Here is a 12,904-nt window from a genome sequence, read left to right on the forward strand (position 1 = left end):
CTCGCTACGGCTCCGAGCGCGTGTCGAGCGTCGCACCGTCGAGCGAGAACAGGCCACCGTCGTCACCGTCGTCGCTCCCGCCGTCACTGCTCGTGCTGGTGTCGTCGCCGTCGTCGCCGGTGAGGTTGCCGACCGCGTCACCCGTCTCATCGACGACCGTCTCGACGGTGTCGCCCGTCTCCTCGACCGGCCCCGAGGTCTCGGTGCTCGTCTCCGTCGTCTCGGTCTCGGATGTCTCGGTCTCGGTCGGTTCGGCCGTCTCGGTCTCGGTCGGCGCACTCGTGGTCGACGACGCCGTACTCTCGGTCGTCTCCGTCTCGGTGGCCGTCGCGGTCACCGTCTCGGTCGACGTCTCCTCGTCGTCGCCGAGGAGGCCGTCGGTGGTGTTCGTCACCCCGTCGGTCACCTCGTCTGTGGTGTCGTCGACGGCTCCCGTCGCGGTGTTCACCGTGTCGTTCGTCTCGTCGACGACGGTGTCCGCGGTGTCCTCGACGGTCTCGCCCGTCTCGTCGGTGACGTTCTCGGTCGTGTCGACGGTGTCGTCGACCGCGTCCGTGGTGTCGTCGACCGTGTCGCCAGCCTCGGTGTCGTCGGTCGCGTCGTCGACGGCTCCGGTCACCCCGTCGGTGGTGTTCTCGACCGCGTCCGTCGTGTCGTCGACGGTCCCGCTCGTCTCGTTGGTCAGGTCGTCCGTGGCGTCCTCCGCCGTGTCACTCGTTTCGTCGACCGCGTCGGTGGAGTCGTCGACCGTGTCGTCGACGGTCTCACCCGTGTCGTTGACGAGGTCCTGGGTCTCCTCGTCGGCATCCTCGGGGTTCGAGAGCGTGTCGTTGACGGCGTCGGTGGAGTCGTCGACGGTGTCGCCGACGTTCCCGGTGGTGTCGTTGACGAGGTCACCCGTCGTCTCGCCGGTCTCCTCGACGGTGTCGCCGACGGTTCCGGTCGTGTTGTTCACCGTGTCACCGGCCGTTCCGGTCGTCTCCTCGACGGTGTCGCCGGCGGTGTCGGCGGTGTCGTTGACCGCGTCGCCGACGGGTCCGGTGGCGTTGGTGTCGACCGCGTCACCCACGCCGTCGGTGGTGTTGTCGACCGTCTCTCCGACGGTGCCCGTGGTGTCGTCGACGGTGTCGCCGACGTTCCCGGTCGTGTCGTTGACGGCACCGCCGACGCGGCTGGACGTGTTGTCCGCGATATCACCGACGGTCCCGGTCGTGTCGTTCACCGTGTCACCGACGGTCCCCGTGGTGTTGCCGACCACGTCGGTCGTGTTGTCGACGACATCGGTCGTATTGTTCACCACGTCGCCGACGGTGTCCGTCGTGTTGTTCACCACGTCGCCGACCGCGTCCGTGGTGTTGTCGACCGGCCCGGACGAGTTGCTGCCGGGCACCGGCAGTTGCGGCAGCAGGTGCCGGAGCGTCGAGGCGGACACCCACAGTTCCAGTCGGTCGGCGTGGGCCTTCTGGAACGCGAGGTCCAGTTTGCCCCCGCGGATGGAGCCGTCGGTGATGTCCACGTCGTCCATCACGAGCCGGAACCCGCGGTGTTCGTCGACCGGCGAGCGGATGCAGAGCTTGCCGACGTCGATGCGCGACGCTTGGATGGTGAACGGCCCCGTGTGACTGTCCTCTCTCGTGCCGGCGGCCAGTTTGAGAATCTCGAGCCGCGTGGTCTCCTGCCGGTAGGCGTCGATAGCGGTGTCCTTCAGGGTGAGCGGGAGGGGGAGACAGCCGATGTCGCTCAACTCCTCGTCGGTGTACTCGGCCGATTCGTTCCCTTCGCTCTCGGTCTCGGTGCCTGCGGCGTCCTCGTCGTCCTCGCTCTCGCTCGGTGTCGACGTGTTCACCGTCGACCCGTTCTCTTGGACCGCGGCGAACGCTCCACCGTCCGCCGCCGCTCCGCCCGAGCCCGCAGCGCCGTCCGCGTCGACGCCCAGCGCCGCGCCGACCGGGGCTGCGGTCCCGACCACGAGACAGCAGACGACTGCGACCGCGACTGTCTGACGGACGGTAGTGATACTCACGCTTGTGCATCGTGACGATATCAGACGACATGTGGATTGACCGGGGTATGGCCGGTCGTTTAAACCGGAACTTCCACACCTTACTACTTAGCCGGAACAACCTTACAGGACGGTAAGTATCTTGACTGGTAATGCGTTACGTGACCATCGCCATCCACCCCCCGAACGGGAGCATCCACCCGGTGGGCGCGTCGATCGCGGAGACGCCCGGCGTCGAGCGCGAGGCGCTGCTCTACGTCGACGCGCTGTTCGATGGGAACGGGTTGCTGTTCTACCGCCTCCACGGCGACATCTCGCCGCTGGGGGGGCGCCTCGACGCGCAGGAGGAGGTCATCGACTACGAGGTGCTCGACGTCACCGGCGACACGTCGTACATCTACGTCTACGTCGAGTCGGGCCAGCCCGCGGGGCTGCTGATGTACCTCGCCCAGAAGTACGCGCTCGTCGTCGAGACGCCCATCGAGTTCGGTCCCGACGGCGCGGTGGTCATCACCGTCGCGGGGACACAGGAGAACCTCCAGGAGGCGTTCCACGAGTTCCCGGCGGACATCGCCGTCCACGTCGAGAGCGCGGGGGAGTACACGCCCGGTCACGGCCAACTACTGACCTCGCTGACCGACCGCCAGCGCGAGGTGCTGGAGACGGCGTTCAAACTGGGGTACTACGACGTCCCGCGCGACGCCACCCACGAGTGTATCGCCGCGGAACTCGACGTCGCCACCTCCACCATCGACGAACACCTGCGGAAGGCCGAGTCGCGACTGTTCGGGTCGCTGCTCGGGTGAGCGGGCGGCCACGCGGCGTTACTGATTCTCCAGGCACTCGCGTCGGACGTATCGTCGCGAAAAGGAACGGCGAGTAGTCAGGCGGCGAGCGAGGGACCGCTCAGTCGGTCGTCTCCGCCGCCGTGGTGTCCGCGGACTGCTCCGTCGTCTCGCTCGCCTGCTCGTCCGGGCCGACCCAGGCGATGCAGAGCGACCCGCCCAGGATGCCAAGCACGGTTCCGACCACGAACCCACCGAGCGCCCCGAATATCGAGATGATGCTGATGAGCATCCCCGCCGCGCCGAAGAACTCGGCGAGCGGTGGCTTCGCCAGGGCGAACAGGCCACACAGCACCACGAAGATGGCGAAGATGAGGCCCACGAACGCGAACTCGGTCGGGATGAGCGCGAACTTCATCGCCAGGTCCATCGGGATGATACCGATGACGAGACCCGACAGCGTCAGCAGGAGGCCCCCCCAGAACGGCCGTGCGCGCTTCCACGTCTGGAAGCGCGACCGGTATCCGGCGGCCGTCCGGACGGGTCTGGACTGCTTGACCGACGAGATTGCGCTCATGAGCCGTTAGGTGCGGCGCAGGCGGTCTTGGGCGTGTCGGCCGTCTCGTTCGGGTTGATGGTCGTGTGGACCTGCGTCCCCGGCAGCGTGATGGAGTTGACGAACTGCGCCTGGGACTTGATGGTCGCGTCCTCGATGACCACTGCGGGTGCCGACAGGCCGATCTGGTTCTGCACGTCGGACGACGGCGCACCGGCCTTGATGGTCTGGCCCTCGTCGAACGTCAGGTCGGCGTTGAGGTACGTCGCCTTCTGGGTCAGACCGCTGAACTCCGCCGTCTGGTCCGACTTGATGGACATCCGCATGGTGTCGTCGGTCATCGGCACCTCGATGTCCTTGTACAGGTTGAGACCCTCGATGGTCCCGCTATCTATCTGCGCGACGAACGACGGGTACGCCGCGCACTCGGAGTTGTTCTCGACACTCGCGTACTGCTGGAACCCCTGTCCCTGCAGTTCGTCGAACTCGACGGTGAACCCTCCGACCCCTGCCGTCGGAACTGCCACTGCGACGCCACCCATCACGATGGAGGCGCCGACGCCCAGCAGCAGGATGTTCCCGACAGCGAACACGACCGCGAATCGCCGTTTGTCAATCGCCATGGTCTATCACGACACACTACACGTCCCACCCTAACCCTTGTATGGGTTATTCCCGGTCGTTTAAGTCGCCCCCAGGAAAACGAAAAGAAAGGGAGACAGTCACGAAATGATGTAAACTATTCTGCCGGCGTGAGCTTCCAGTCGCTATCCGCGACGCGCTCGGTCAACAGGCGCTCGTCGGTGTCGCCGAGGACGCGGACTTCGAACGCGCCGTCCTGTCGCTGGACGTCGAGGGAGACGGTCCGCACGTCGGCGGTGGTCTCGCGTTCGATGGCGTCGGGGCGGTCCTCGCCGTCGACGGTCTCCAGACCGAGGTCGCCGTACGGGAGGCGGTCCGAGGCGGCGAGCAGGTCGTCCTCATCGTAGAGGTCGATGGTCACGCCGTCCGTCGCGTTCGTCTCGTCGATGACGAGCCGGTAGGTCTGGAGCGTCATGGTCCACGGCACTCGTGGAGGGTCCGTATGTGTGGTGGCCGGGAGACGCAAGCAGGGCCGCGTGACAGTCAGATACAAGCCCGCAACCGCACAACACCGCCCCATGACGACGTTTCTCGCGGGCGGGACGGGGACGCCCAAGCTGCTGTCGGGAGCCGACGCCGTGTTCCCGCCGTCGGAGACGACGGCCGTCGGGAACACCGGGGACGACGTGGAGATCGCGGGCCACCTCGTCTCGCCGGACCTCGACACGATGCTCTTCCTCGACGGCGACGTCCTCGACCGGGACACCTGGTGGGGTATCGCGGACGACGCCGGGACGACCCACGAGTGCCTGCACGACCTCGCGGAGCGCGCCGACCTCGACACGGAACCGCGCTACCTCCCGACGGAGGCACAGACCGCTGGCCGAGCCATCGCCCGCTGGCGACGCTTCTCGGGCGTGGCGGAGTTCATGTACATCGGCGACTACGACCGGGCCGTCCACCTCACGCGGACGGGCCTCCTCGACGAGGGCCACACCCTCACCGAGGCGACCCGCATCCTCTGCGACGCCTTCGACGTCGACCGCACGCTCCTGCCGATGAGCGACGACCCGGTCGCCACCATCGTCCACACGCCCGACGGACCGATGCACTTCCAGGAGTGGTGGGTCGCGCGCGGCGGCGACCCGACCGTCGAGGACGTGGAGTTCCGGGGGGCCGAGGGGGCGAGCGTCACGCCCGCCGTCCGGGAGGCGCTGGACGCGCCGGTCGTCGTCGGTCCCTCCAACCCCGTCACGAGCATCGGCCCGATGCTCGCACTCGACGAGTTCCGGGCGGCGCTCGACTCGACGCCGGTCGTCGCCGTCTCGCCGTTCGTCGGCGAACGGGTGTTCTCGGGACCCGCGGCGGACCTGATGGCCGCGACGGGTCGGGAGCCATCGACCGGGGGCGTCGCCGATGCCTACCCGTTCGCCGACGCGTTCGTGCTGGACGACGACGACCCGACCGACCTCGACCGGCCTGTCGTCCACACCGACACGACGCTCGACTCGCCCGCCGACAGCGAGCGCGTCGCCCGCGCGGTCCGGGAGGCGCTCGACGAGGTGGCCTGATGGCTGGAGGTGAGCAGTCCTCGAACGCCTCGCTATCCGCACCGGTCGACCCCTTCGAGCCGCGCGTCGCGCTCGCCAGCCTCTCCGGGGCAGCGGACGCGGAGTGGGCGCGAGCGGCGAGCGAGTTCGCGGGATGTGCGTTCCTCGGCGGTATCGCACTCGACGAGGCGACCCGCGACGCCGCCCGCGACCTCGTCGCCCGCGACCGCGAGGAGTTCCTGCCCGACGACCCGGTCGCGTTCGTCGACGCGCAGTTGACCGCCCTCGCCGACACACCGATTCGTGCCGCGATGAACGTCAGGAGCGCGACGCTCGACCCGATTCGGGAGGTCGCCGGGGTCTGTGCCGACCACGACGCGCTCCTCGAACTGAACGCCCACTGCCGGCAGGCCGAGATGTGCGCCGCGGGCGCGGGCGAAACGCTACTGCGCGACCCGGAACGCCTCCGCGAACAGGTTCGGGTCGCGACGGAGGCGGGCGCGACGGTGAGCGTCAAGGTCCGTACGGAGGTCGACGACGTGGACCTCCCGACGCTCGCGCCGCGAGTGGTCGACGCGGGCGCGAGCGTCCTCCACGTGGACGCGATGGACTCCGAGTCCGTGGTCGGCGATGTCGTCGACTCCTGCGACGCGTTCGTGGTGGCGAACAACGGCGTCCGGGACCGGGAGACGGTCGAGGAGTACCTCGACCTCGGCGCGGACGCGGTGAGCGTCGGGCGACCGAGCGACGACCCCCGCGTCCTGCGTCGGGTCCGGCGAGCGACCGACGACTGGTTCGCCCGGCGAGCGTCGAACGACGCCGACCGCTCGACCCGACCGGACGCACGGGCGACGGAGGGGCGATGAGCGACCGCAGTTCGACCGACGAGGCCACCGTCCCGCGGCGCGACGCGGCCCGGAACGCGGAACTCGCCCTGCTCCTCGAAGTCGCGGGGACGCCGAAGCCGGGGAACGTCGACCGACTGCGCGACCACCCGGACCTCCACTTCGACCACTTCCTCGCGGGGGCCGTCGGCGCGGCTCCCGGCCTCCGTCTCGCGGCCGGGTCGGGACCGCTGGGCGAGGCGTTCGAGCGGGCGGTCGCGGGGATGACCGAACAGCGGGGCGGCAACACCCAGTTCGGCGCGCTGCTGGCGCTCTGCCCGCTCGTCCGGGCGGCGAGTCGCGACGACCTCTCGTCCGAGGGCGTTCGACGGGTCGTCGCCGAGACGACCGTCGAGGACGCCTGCTCGTTCTACCGGGCGTTCGACCACGTCGGCGTCGCCGTCGACGACCCGCCCGAGGGGATGGCCGACCTCGACGTCCGCCGGGGGAGCGACGCGATTCCGATGGTCCGGGAGCGTGACCTGACGCTCGCCGACCTCATGGAGCGAAGCGGCGACGGTGACGGCGTCGCCCGCGAGTGGACCGACGGGTTCCCCCGGACGTTCGAGGCCGCAGAACGCGTCGTCGCCGACGACGGACCGGTCTCCGAACGCGGTGCGCGAGCGTTCCTCCACCTGCTCGCCGACGAGGTGGACACGTTCGTCGCGACGACCAGCGACGAGGCCGCCGCGCGCGAGGCGACCGAGCGCGCACAGGCGGTGCTGGCGGGCGAGGAGGACGCTGCATCGCTCGCCGAGGAGTTCGTCGAGCGCGGTATCAACCCCGGCACGACGGCCGACCTCGTCGCGGCCGCGCTGTTCGTCGCGCTGGAACGAGGGGTCGAGGTGTGACCGACTCGGACGGTGGCGAGAGTGAGGGAGACGCCACCGCGGGCGTGCCCGCCGACTGGCCGGTCAGGTGGGACGGCGTGCGGGAGTCCGTCGTCACGACGCGCGGGCCGAACGAGCGCTGGAACGTCGCGGCGCTGGGACTGTTCGCCCCCGAAGACGAGGACGAGGGCGTGGTCGACGCGCCGGTGACCGCACGAACGTGGGGCCGGACGCGGACCTGGCGGAACTTCCGGGAGCGCGGCGAGGGGTACGTCCAGTTCACGCGCCACCCCGTCGACTTCGTGGAGGCGGCGTGTACGGTCCGCGAGGAGGCCGACCCCGTTCTGGAGAGCGCCGACGCGTGGGTGCGCGTCGAGGTGGAGGAGCGAGCGGACGGCGAGCGCGATGGGACCCAGTGGGTCGAGTGGACGCTGACCCCTATCGAGAGTGTGGTCGAACGCCGCGTCGTCCCGACGACGAACCGGGCGCACGCGGCCGTCGTCGAGGCGACCGTCGCAGCCTCGCGACTGGGCGTCCCCGGGTACGACGACGAGACGCTCCGCGAGCGCATCCGCTACTTCGCGTCCGTCGTCGAGTCGTGCGGCGGTCGCCGCGAGAGAGAAGCGTGGGAACGGTTCGAGACGACGCTCGACACGTCTCCGGACTGAGACCGACTACAGTTCGGATTCGCCGGTGTCGCCGCGGTGGAGTCGCTGGATGCGGCGGTACGCCTCGAACTGGCCGCTCTCGTCGAGGTCTATCTCGTACCGGCCGAGGATGTCCTGCGTGTCGGGAATCGACTTGCGCTCGACGACCTCGACGACGGCGATCCACCCCTCTGGGTCGCCGTCCTCGTCGCGCCGTCGACCGACCTCGATGAGCGCGTCGAACGGGTGGCCGATGAGTTGACCCGCGTTCGACCGGACGGTGTTGCGGACGTCGATTAGGCCGACGTCGCCGTCACCGTTCGTGCCACCGTCGGTGGCGTCGTCGCCACTCTCGGTGTCGCTCATGCCGCCCCCCGTCGAGTCCTGCTGTTCGTCGTCGCTCGCTTCGTCCGTCGTGTCGTCGTGTTCCTCGTCATCGATGGTCGGGTCGTCGTCGTCGTGCTGGTGACAGAAACCGTCGTCCTGTGCTTGACGGGTGCACCGCTCCCCCGCACCGGTGAGCGCCCGACACTGTTCGGACTCGGCCTCGGCCATCGGTCAGGGCGCTACTGTTCCTCGACCTCGATAGCGCGGGGCTCGATTGCGCCCACGCCGGTCTCGAGGTCCTGCATGTCTTCCAGTTCGCCGGACTGGCTCGCCTGTTCTATCATCGATATCTGTTGTGCGTAGTGGATGAACGTGTCCACGGAGGCGACCACGACGCGCGCTTCGACGGTCAGGATCTCGATACCGACTACCGAGACGCGTGCCCACACGTCGATGACCATCCCCTTGTCCAGGATTCGGTCGAGGACTTCGGCGAGACTCGACGCATTCGGTGATTGAGTTGCCATCGCTTATCGAGAGTCGAACTGGTCGGTAGTCCCTGTTGCCTGCACAGGCCGGTACCGGTTTCCATTCGAAGGTGGTGAGCCGGGCCTTTCACTCGCAGGCACCGTCTTTTGGTTCGGCTCCGTCGAAGCCGCGCACGATAGCGGATGAGCGACAATCTTTACGCGTACGGCGTCACTCCCGACGACGGCGACATCGAACTGGACGTGACCGGTGTCGAGGGTGCCGACCACGTCTACACCGTCTCGCACGGGCCACTCGCAGCCGTCGTCTCGGACATCGGCGATATGGAGCCCGAGCGGACCGACGAGAACGTCCGCGCTCACGACGACGTCCTCCGTGCGGTGATGGTCGACGCCGAACGTACCGTCGTCCCGATGCAGTTCGGGATGGTGTTCAAGGGGAAGCGCCCCCTCAAGAACATCCTCAGGACGGGCCGACCGACGTTCTCCCGGTCGCTGAGCGACATCGAGGGGACGATGGAACTCGGCGTCAAGTTCGTCGCCGACGAGGACGCCCACTACGACCGCGAGGAGATGGGCCAGGTGGTCGACGACCGACTCGAACCGGTGAGCGTCGGCACCATCGTCAACGACCTGTTCTCGGACCGACTCGTGGTGAACCGGTCGTACCTCGTCGAGCGCGAGGAGCGGGAGGCGTTCGACGAGGCCGTGACCGAACTCGACGAGGAGTACGACGACCTGACGCTCCAGTACACGGGGCCGTGGGCACCGTACAACTTCGTCGACATCGCAATCGAGGCACAATGACGTTCATCGTCGACGACCTGCTCGTCCGACCGTTCTTCGGCCTCCTCAACGTCATCCACGCGATGGCCATCGAGGGGATGTACGACACCGAAGCGCTCCAGGACGAACTGAAGGAGAACCGCCTGCTGTTCGAACTCGGGGAGCTCTCCGAAGCGGAGTACGAGGAACGACGCGCGGACATCGAGCAGCGACTCGACGTCGCCGAACAGGCCCGCGAACAGCTGAGCGGCCGCATCGAGGTGCGCCAATGACACCCGATGACACCCCCGCCGACGACACTCCTGCCGACGACGGCGACAGTAGCGCTGACGACGATATCGACCTCGCCGACCGGGCGCGCGAGGACCTGCTGCAGATCGTCACGTCGCTGGCGTCCGGGTCGGCCGAGGACGCGCTGGCGGCGCTGGACGACCTCGAAGCCGTGGCGACGGAGGCCGACGAACTCGCCTCGACCGTCGACGGCGACGACCTGCCCGACGCCGTCGACCTGCGCGAACTGCCCGACGCTATCGACGTCGAGTCCATCGCGAGGGCCATCGTCTCGGGCGACGCGGGCGACGCCGTCGACAAGTCGGAGCTGCTCGACGTCCTCGAACTCGGCGACCTGTGGGACGCCGTCGACGTCCGGGAGTTCTGGCGCAACGCCGAGGAACTGGAGGCGGCCATCGAGGACGCCCTCGGGGAAGAGGCCCTCGCGGAGTGGAAGGGGTACGTCGGCGAGCAGATGGACGACGCGGACGACGGCGACGACGACCTGGAGGTGGAGTGGGACGACTTCGCGGACGCCGCGGAGTCGGACTCGATGCAGACGGTCATCCAGATGCAGATGCGCGACGCCGTCGACGAGTTCCGGGAGGGCGTCCTCGACGCCCGGAAACAGCTGGTGAAACGCCGCGAGGAACTCGGCCAGAAGACGTCGAGCGTCGGACAGCCGGACTCGCGCAACCCGACGGCGTTCTCGACGATGGCCGCCTCCCGGTCGGACATCGGGGAGGCCGCGAAGCACTCGACGGTTCCGATGGAGACGCGCTACTCGTCGGCTCCGAACCGCAAACGCATCTACGGGAGCCGCTTCGAGGACCCGGCGGAGGACACGGAGGGTGACGATGCCTGAGGACGACGACACGACCCGACCGAACCGCAAGACCCGCACGCCCGGCCCGACCCGCGAGGGCGACAGCCTCGCGGACGTCGTCGAACTGCTACTCGACAAGGGCGTCGTCATCAACGCCGACATCGCGGTGTCGGTCGGCGAGACGGAACTGCTCGGCATCCACATCCGGGCGGCGCTCGCCTCCTTCGAGACGGCCGCGAAGTACGGTCTGCAGTTCCCCGACGGCACCGACGCCAAGCGCATCGAGGAGGCGTCGGGCCGGAAACCCATCGAGGAGGGCGAGGAGGTCGACGGCGACGGCGCACCCATCTCGGTCCGCAGTCCGAGTCGAGGGGGCGTGAGCGGACGACCGCGAGCGGACGAGGACGAGGAGGACCCCGACTCGGCCGCCGAAGCGGTCGAGGAGGTGGCGGAGACGGTCGCCGACGAGACGGCCGGGGACGGCGACGAATCCTCGGACGAGACCGACGCCGCCGAGAGCGAGACGACAGAGAACGAGTCGGCGGAGGGCGCCCCCGCCGAGAACGACGCCGACAGCGAGGACGAATCGGGCGACGAAGCGGAGACCGAATCGCCGGAGGCGGATGACGCAGATTGACATCGACGGCGAGGCGGCGGGTGACGGCATCGTCGCCCTCGTCGTTACGGTGGTCGAACTGGTAGTGGAGGCCATGGAACGCGAGGCCATCCGGCGCATGGAGTCGGGGTCGCTCTCAGACGAGGAGATAGAGCGGGTCGGCCAGCAGCTCGCGGCGCTGGAAGACGAGGTGGAACGCCTGAAGGAGCTCCACGACATCGAGGACTCGGTCGACGAGTTGCGCGGCGACCTCGACGGCCTCGTCCGGGACGCGATGCTGCAGGTGGACCGATGACCGACGCCACCGACGCGACGGACGATGCTGGCGAGGACGCCGACGAGGCGGACGCGGCGGCCACCGCCGAGACGGACGCGGCGGCCTCCACCGAGAGCGACGAGGCGCGATACTGCTACTGCGCCGTCGCGGTCGAGGAGGGGAGCGACGACCGCTCGCTGGACCTGCTCGGCGTCGACGACGAACCGGTCCGACTGCTCGCCGAGGGTGACGTCGGCCTCCTCGTCCACGACTGCGCCGGCCTCTACGACTCCGAGGACCCGACCGAGGTGCAGGGGTGGCTGCTCTCACACCAGGCTATCGTCGACGCGGCCACCGAGGAGTTCGGGACGCCCGTCCCGTTCCGTTTCGACACCATCGTGCAGGGCGACGACGGGACGGTCCGGTCGTGGCTGACCGAGCGAGGTGACCGACTCGCGGACATCCTCGGCGACCTGGCGGGCTGTGCGGAGTACCGTATCGAGGTGCTCGTCGACGAGGAGACGCTCGACGAGCACCTCGCGGAGACGGACGACCGCCTGCAGGAACTCGCCGACCAGCGCGACGACTCGGAGGAGGGGACGGCGTTCCTCGTCGACAAGCAGTACGACCAGCGCCTGACGGAACTCCGACGCGAGCGCCGGGCGGCCCGGACCGAGTCGCTGGCCGAGGACGTCGCCGCCCACGCACGCGAGGTGCAGGAACTCGACGACCCGACGACGACGCTCGGCGACACGCCCGACCGCGAGGGGACCGTACAGGCTCGGTTGACGCTGCTCGCGGACGACGAGGGCGTCGACGCCGTCGGGGCCATCCTCGACGACGTGGCGGCCGAGGAGGGCGTCTCGGTGCGCTTCACCGGTCCGTGGCCGCCGTACTCGTTCGTCCCGGAGGTCGACGATGAAACCGCGTAGGGGCGACGACGCCGTCGTCGACCTGCTGGACGTCATCCTGCGCGACGGCGTCGTCCTGCAGGCGGACGTCATCATCAGCGTCGCGGAGATACCGCTGGTGGGACTGCAACTCAGGGCGGCGCTCGCCGGGATGGACACGATGACGGAGTACGGTCTGCTGACCGACTGGGACGAGGAGACGCGAACGCGAGCGGTCGAGCGGGAGTCGGGCCAGCCGACCAGAATCGAGTGACCGACGGTCGCGCCCGGACGACAGGCTCCCCGTCCCACTCTCCGGTGTGTGGCCCCGTCACGGGCCCACGGCGAAGACGAACTCTTTTAGCCGCGCCGACGAGACGGACGGGTATGGCCATCAAACCCGCCTACGTGAAGAAGACGGCGACGACGCTGCTTGAGAAGTACGACGAAGCGTTCGGGAACGACTTCGAACACAACAAGGACGCCGTCACCGACCTCACGAACATCGACTCGAAGGAGGTTCGCAACCGGGTCGCGGGCTACATCACCCGCAAGAAGGGCGGCTCCGTCGAGTAACTCCGTTCTCTCGCCTGCACCGACCGTAGTTAC

The 12,904-nt window shown here is 68.7% G+C and carries 19 protein-coding genes; 13 read left to right on the forward strand and 6 right to left on the reverse strand.

Translation table 11 applies throughout. The annotated features are described in order from the left end of the window. Nucleotides 1-4: 4 nt before the first annotated feature. Nucleotides 5-2,023, reverse strand: a complete 2,019-nt coding sequence (locus MX571_RS11095) for an autotransporter outer membrane beta-barrel domain-containing protein (RefSeq protein WP_247416633.1) — start codon at nucleotides 2,021-2,023, stop codon at nucleotides 5-7. A 131-nt stretch (nucleotides 2,024-2,154) separates the two neighbouring features. On the opposite strand from MX571_RS11095, the gene MX571_RS11100 reads away from it, so the two are divergent. Further along, entirely contained in the window at nucleotides 2,155-2,808 is a 654-nt protein-coding gene (locus MX571_RS11100) for a helix-turn-helix domain-containing protein (RefSeq protein ID WP_247416636.1), read from the forward strand. A gap of 100 nt (nucleotides 2,809-2,908) precedes the next feature. On the opposite strand, the gene MX571_RS11105 is transcribed toward MX571_RS11100, so the two are convergent. From MX571_RS11105 to MX571_RS11115, 3 genes are all read right to left on the reverse strand, one after another. Beyond that, a complete protein-coding gene (locus MX571_RS11105; RefSeq protein WP_247416640.1) occupies nucleotides 2,909-3,364 on the reverse strand; it encodes a DUF6114 domain-containing protein in 456 nt (151 codons plus the stop codon). After that, nucleotides 3,361-3,966 carry a DUF6230 family protein gene (locus MX571_RS11110; protein WP_247416642.1) on the reverse strand — a complete coding sequence of 202 codons (606 nt, stop codon included), beginning with the start codon at nucleotides 3,964-3,966 and terminating at the stop codon, nucleotides 3,361-3,363. The genes MX571_RS11105 and MX571_RS11110 overlap by 4 nt, the downstream gene beginning before the upstream one ends. A gap of 116 nt (nucleotides 3,967-4,082) precedes the next feature. Then, nucleotides 4,083-4,400 carry a hypothetical protein gene (locus MX571_RS11115; protein ID WP_247416644.1) on the reverse strand — a complete coding sequence of 106 codons (318 nt, stop codon included), beginning with the start codon at nucleotides 4,398-4,400 and terminating at the stop codon, nucleotides 4,083-4,085. A 103-nt stretch (nucleotides 4,401-4,503) separates the two neighbouring features. Here MX571_RS11115 and cofD point away from each other — a divergent pair, with 103 nt between their 5' ends. From cofD to MX571_RS11135, 4 genes are read left to right on the forward strand one after another with little or no spacing between them, the layout of a single operon-like run. Further along, entirely contained in the window at nucleotides 4,504-5,496 is a 993-nt protein-coding gene (cofD, locus tag MX571_RS11120) for a 2-phospho-L-lactate transferase (RefSeq protein WP_247416646.1), read from the forward strand. After that, complete coding sequence (locus tag MX571_RS11125; protein WP_247416648.1) at nucleotides 5,496-6,341, forward strand: tRNA-dihydrouridine synthase; 846 nt, start codon at nucleotides 5,496-5,498, stop codon at nucleotides 6,339-6,341. The genes cofD and MX571_RS11125 overlap by 1 nt, the downstream gene beginning before the upstream one ends. Then, nucleotides 6,338-7,210, forward strand: coding sequence for a triphosphoribosyl-dephospho-CoA synthase (locus MX571_RS11130; protein ID WP_247416649.1), 873 nt, complete (start codon nucleotides 6,338-6,340; stop codon nucleotides 7,208-7,210). Before MX571_RS11125 ends, MX571_RS11130 begins: the two co-directional genes overlap by 4 nt. Beyond that, nucleotides 7,207-7,857 carry a DUF447 domain-containing protein gene (locus MX571_RS11135; RefSeq protein ID WP_379751703.1) on the forward strand — a complete coding sequence of 217 codons (651 nt, stop codon included), beginning with the start codon at nucleotides 7,207-7,209 and terminating at the stop codon, nucleotides 7,855-7,857. Before MX571_RS11130 ends, MX571_RS11135 begins: the two co-directional genes overlap by 4 nt. 6 nt (nucleotides 7,858-7,863) lie before the next feature. On the opposite strand, the gene gvpO is transcribed toward MX571_RS11135, so the two are convergent. Together gvpO and gvpA are read right to left on the reverse strand one after the other, a co-directional pair. Continuing rightward, nucleotides 7,864-8,391: a gas vesicle protein GvpO, halophile-type gene (gene gvpO, locus MX571_RS22415; protein WP_282594483.1), complete on the reverse strand. Its 528-nt coding sequence runs from the start codon at nucleotides 8,389-8,391 to the stop codon at nucleotides 7,864-7,866. Between the two features lie 11 nt (nucleotides 8,392-8,402). Continuing rightward, on the reverse strand, nucleotides 8,403-8,690 hold the full coding sequence (gene gvpA / locus MX571_RS11150; protein WP_247416651.1) for a gas vesicle protein GvpA: 288 nt from the start codon (nucleotides 8,688-8,690) through the stop codon (nucleotides 8,403-8,405). Between the two features lie 144 nt (nucleotides 8,691-8,834). On the opposite strand from gvpA, the gene MX571_RS11155 reads away from it, so the two are divergent. The 8 genes from MX571_RS11155 to MX571_RS11190 all read left to right on the forward strand — a co-directional run bounded on the left by MX571_RS11155 (nucleotide 8,835) and on the right by MX571_RS11190 (nucleotide 12,871). Beyond that, nucleotides 8,835-9,458 (forward strand): GvpL/GvpF family gas vesicle protein, encoded by a 624-nt coding sequence (locus tag MX571_RS11155; protein WP_247416653.1) that lies wholly within the window; start codon nucleotides 8,835-8,837, stop codon nucleotides 9,456-9,458. Continuing rightward, nucleotides 9,455-9,709 (forward strand): gas vesicle protein GvpG, encoded by a 255-nt coding sequence (gene gvpG / locus MX571_RS11160; RefSeq protein ID WP_247416655.1) that lies wholly within the window; start codon nucleotides 9,455-9,457, stop codon nucleotides 9,707-9,709. Before MX571_RS11155 ends, gvpG begins: the two co-directional genes overlap by 4 nt. After that, nucleotides 9,706-10,572, forward strand: coding sequence for a hypothetical protein (locus tag MX571_RS11165; protein WP_247416657.1), 867 nt, complete (start codon nucleotides 9,706-9,708; stop codon nucleotides 10,570-10,572). Before gvpG ends, MX571_RS11165 begins: the two co-directional genes overlap by 4 nt. Next, nucleotides 10,565-11,170, forward strand: a complete 606-nt coding sequence (gene gvpJ / locus MX571_RS22420) for a gas vesicle protein GvpJ (protein ID WP_282594484.1) — start codon at nucleotides 10,565-10,567, stop codon at nucleotides 11,168-11,170. The genes MX571_RS11165 and gvpJ overlap by 8 nt, the downstream gene beginning before the upstream one ends. Then, the gene (gvpK, locus tag MX571_RS11175) at nucleotides 11,157-11,444 is read left to right on the forward strand and encodes a gas vesicle protein GvpK (protein ID WP_247416659.1); all 288 of its coding nucleotides are present in this window, start codon (nucleotides 11,157-11,159) and stop codon (nucleotides 11,442-11,444) included. The genes gvpJ and gvpK overlap by 14 nt, the downstream gene beginning before the upstream one ends. After that, complete coding sequence (gene gvpL, locus MX571_RS11180) at nucleotides 11,441-12,337, forward strand: gas vesicle protein GvpL (protein WP_247416661.1); 897 nt, start codon at nucleotides 11,441-11,443, stop codon at nucleotides 12,335-12,337. Before gvpK ends, gvpL begins: the two co-directional genes overlap by 4 nt. Continuing rightward, nucleotides 12,324-12,569 (forward strand): gas vesicle protein GvpM, encoded by a 246-nt coding sequence (gene gvpM / locus MX571_RS11185; protein ID WP_247416663.1) that lies wholly within the window; start codon nucleotides 12,324-12,326, stop codon nucleotides 12,567-12,569. Before gvpL ends, gvpM begins: the two co-directional genes overlap by 14 nt. 113 nt (nucleotides 12,570-12,682) lie before the next feature. Continuing rightward, the gene (locus tag MX571_RS11190) at nucleotides 12,683-12,871 is read left to right on the forward strand and encodes a 30S ribosomal protein S17e (protein ID WP_247416665.1); all 189 of its coding nucleotides are present in this window, start codon (nucleotides 12,683-12,685) and stop codon (nucleotides 12,869-12,871) included. Nucleotides 12,872-12,904: the final 33 nt, after the last annotated feature.

Source organism: Halomarina salina, assembly GCF_023074835.1.
GTDB lineage: Archaea > Halobacteriota > Halobacteria > Halobacteriales > Haloarculaceae > Halomarina > Halomarina salina.

Excerpts from the sequence above, each read along its gene's own strand:
- gvpL (WP_247416661.1), top strand. The coding sequence starts at position 11,441 with ATGACCGACGCCACCGACGCGACGGACGATGCTGGCGAGGACGCCGAC.
- MX571_RS11100 (WP_247416636.1), top strand. The coding sequence starts at position 2,155 with ATGCGTTACGTGACCATCGCCATCCACCCCCCGAACGGGAGCATCCAC.
- gvpG (WP_247416655.1), top strand. The coding sequence starts at position 9,455 with ATGACGTTCATCGTCGACGACCTGCTCGTCCGACCGTTCTTCGGCCTC.
- gvpK (WP_247416659.1), top strand. The coding sequence starts at position 11,157 with ATGACGCAGATTGACATCGACGGCGAGGCGGCGGGTGACGGCATCGTC.
- MX571_RS11105 (WP_247416640.1), bottom strand. The coding sequence starts at position 3,364 with ATGAGCGCAATCTCGTCGGTCAAGCAGTCCAGACCCGTCCGGACGGCC.
- MX571_RS11115 (WP_247416644.1), bottom strand. The coding sequence starts at position 4,400 with ATGACGCTCCAGACCTACCGGCTCGTCATCGACGAGACGAACGCGACG.
- MX571_RS11165 (WP_247416657.1), top strand. The coding sequence starts at position 9,706 with ATGACACCCGATGACACCCCCGCCGACGACACTCCTGCCGACGACGGC.
- gvpO (WP_282594483.1), bottom strand. The coding sequence starts at position 8,391 with ATGGCCGAGGCCGAGTCCGAACAGTGTCGGGCGCTCACCGGTGCGGGG.
- MX571_RS11110 (WP_247416642.1), bottom strand. The coding sequence starts at position 3,966 with ATGGCGATTGACAAACGGCGATTCGCGGTCGTGTTCGCTGTCGGGAAC.
- gvpJ (WP_282594484.1), top strand. The coding sequence starts at position 10,565 with ATGCCTGAGGACGACGACACGACCCGACCGAACCGCAAGACCCGCACG.
- MX571_RS11130 (WP_247416649.1), top strand. The coding sequence starts at position 6,338 with ATGAGCGACCGCAGTTCGACCGACGAGGCCACCGTCCCGCGGCGCGAC.
- gvpA (WP_247416651.1), bottom strand. The coding sequence starts at position 8,690 with ATGGCAACTCAATCACCGAATGCGTCGAGTCTCGCCGAAGTCCTCGAC.
- MX571_RS11190 (WP_247416665.1), top strand. The coding sequence starts at position 12,683 with ATGGCCATCAAACCCGCCTACGTGAAGAAGACGGCGACGACGCTGCTT.
- MX571_RS11125 (WP_247416648.1), top strand. The coding sequence starts at position 5,496 with ATGGCTGGAGGTGAGCAGTCCTCGAACGCCTCGCTATCCGCACCGGTC.
- cofD (WP_247416646.1), top strand. The coding sequence starts at position 4,504 with ATGACGACGTTTCTCGCGGGCGGGACGGGGACGCCCAAGCTGCTGTCG.
- gvpM (WP_247416663.1), top strand. The coding sequence starts at position 12,324 with ATGAAACCGCGTAGGGGCGACGACGCCGTCGTCGACCTGCTGGACGTC.
- MX571_RS11155 (WP_247416653.1), top strand. The coding sequence starts at position 8,835 with ATGAGCGACAATCTTTACGCGTACGGCGTCACTCCCGACGACGGCGAC.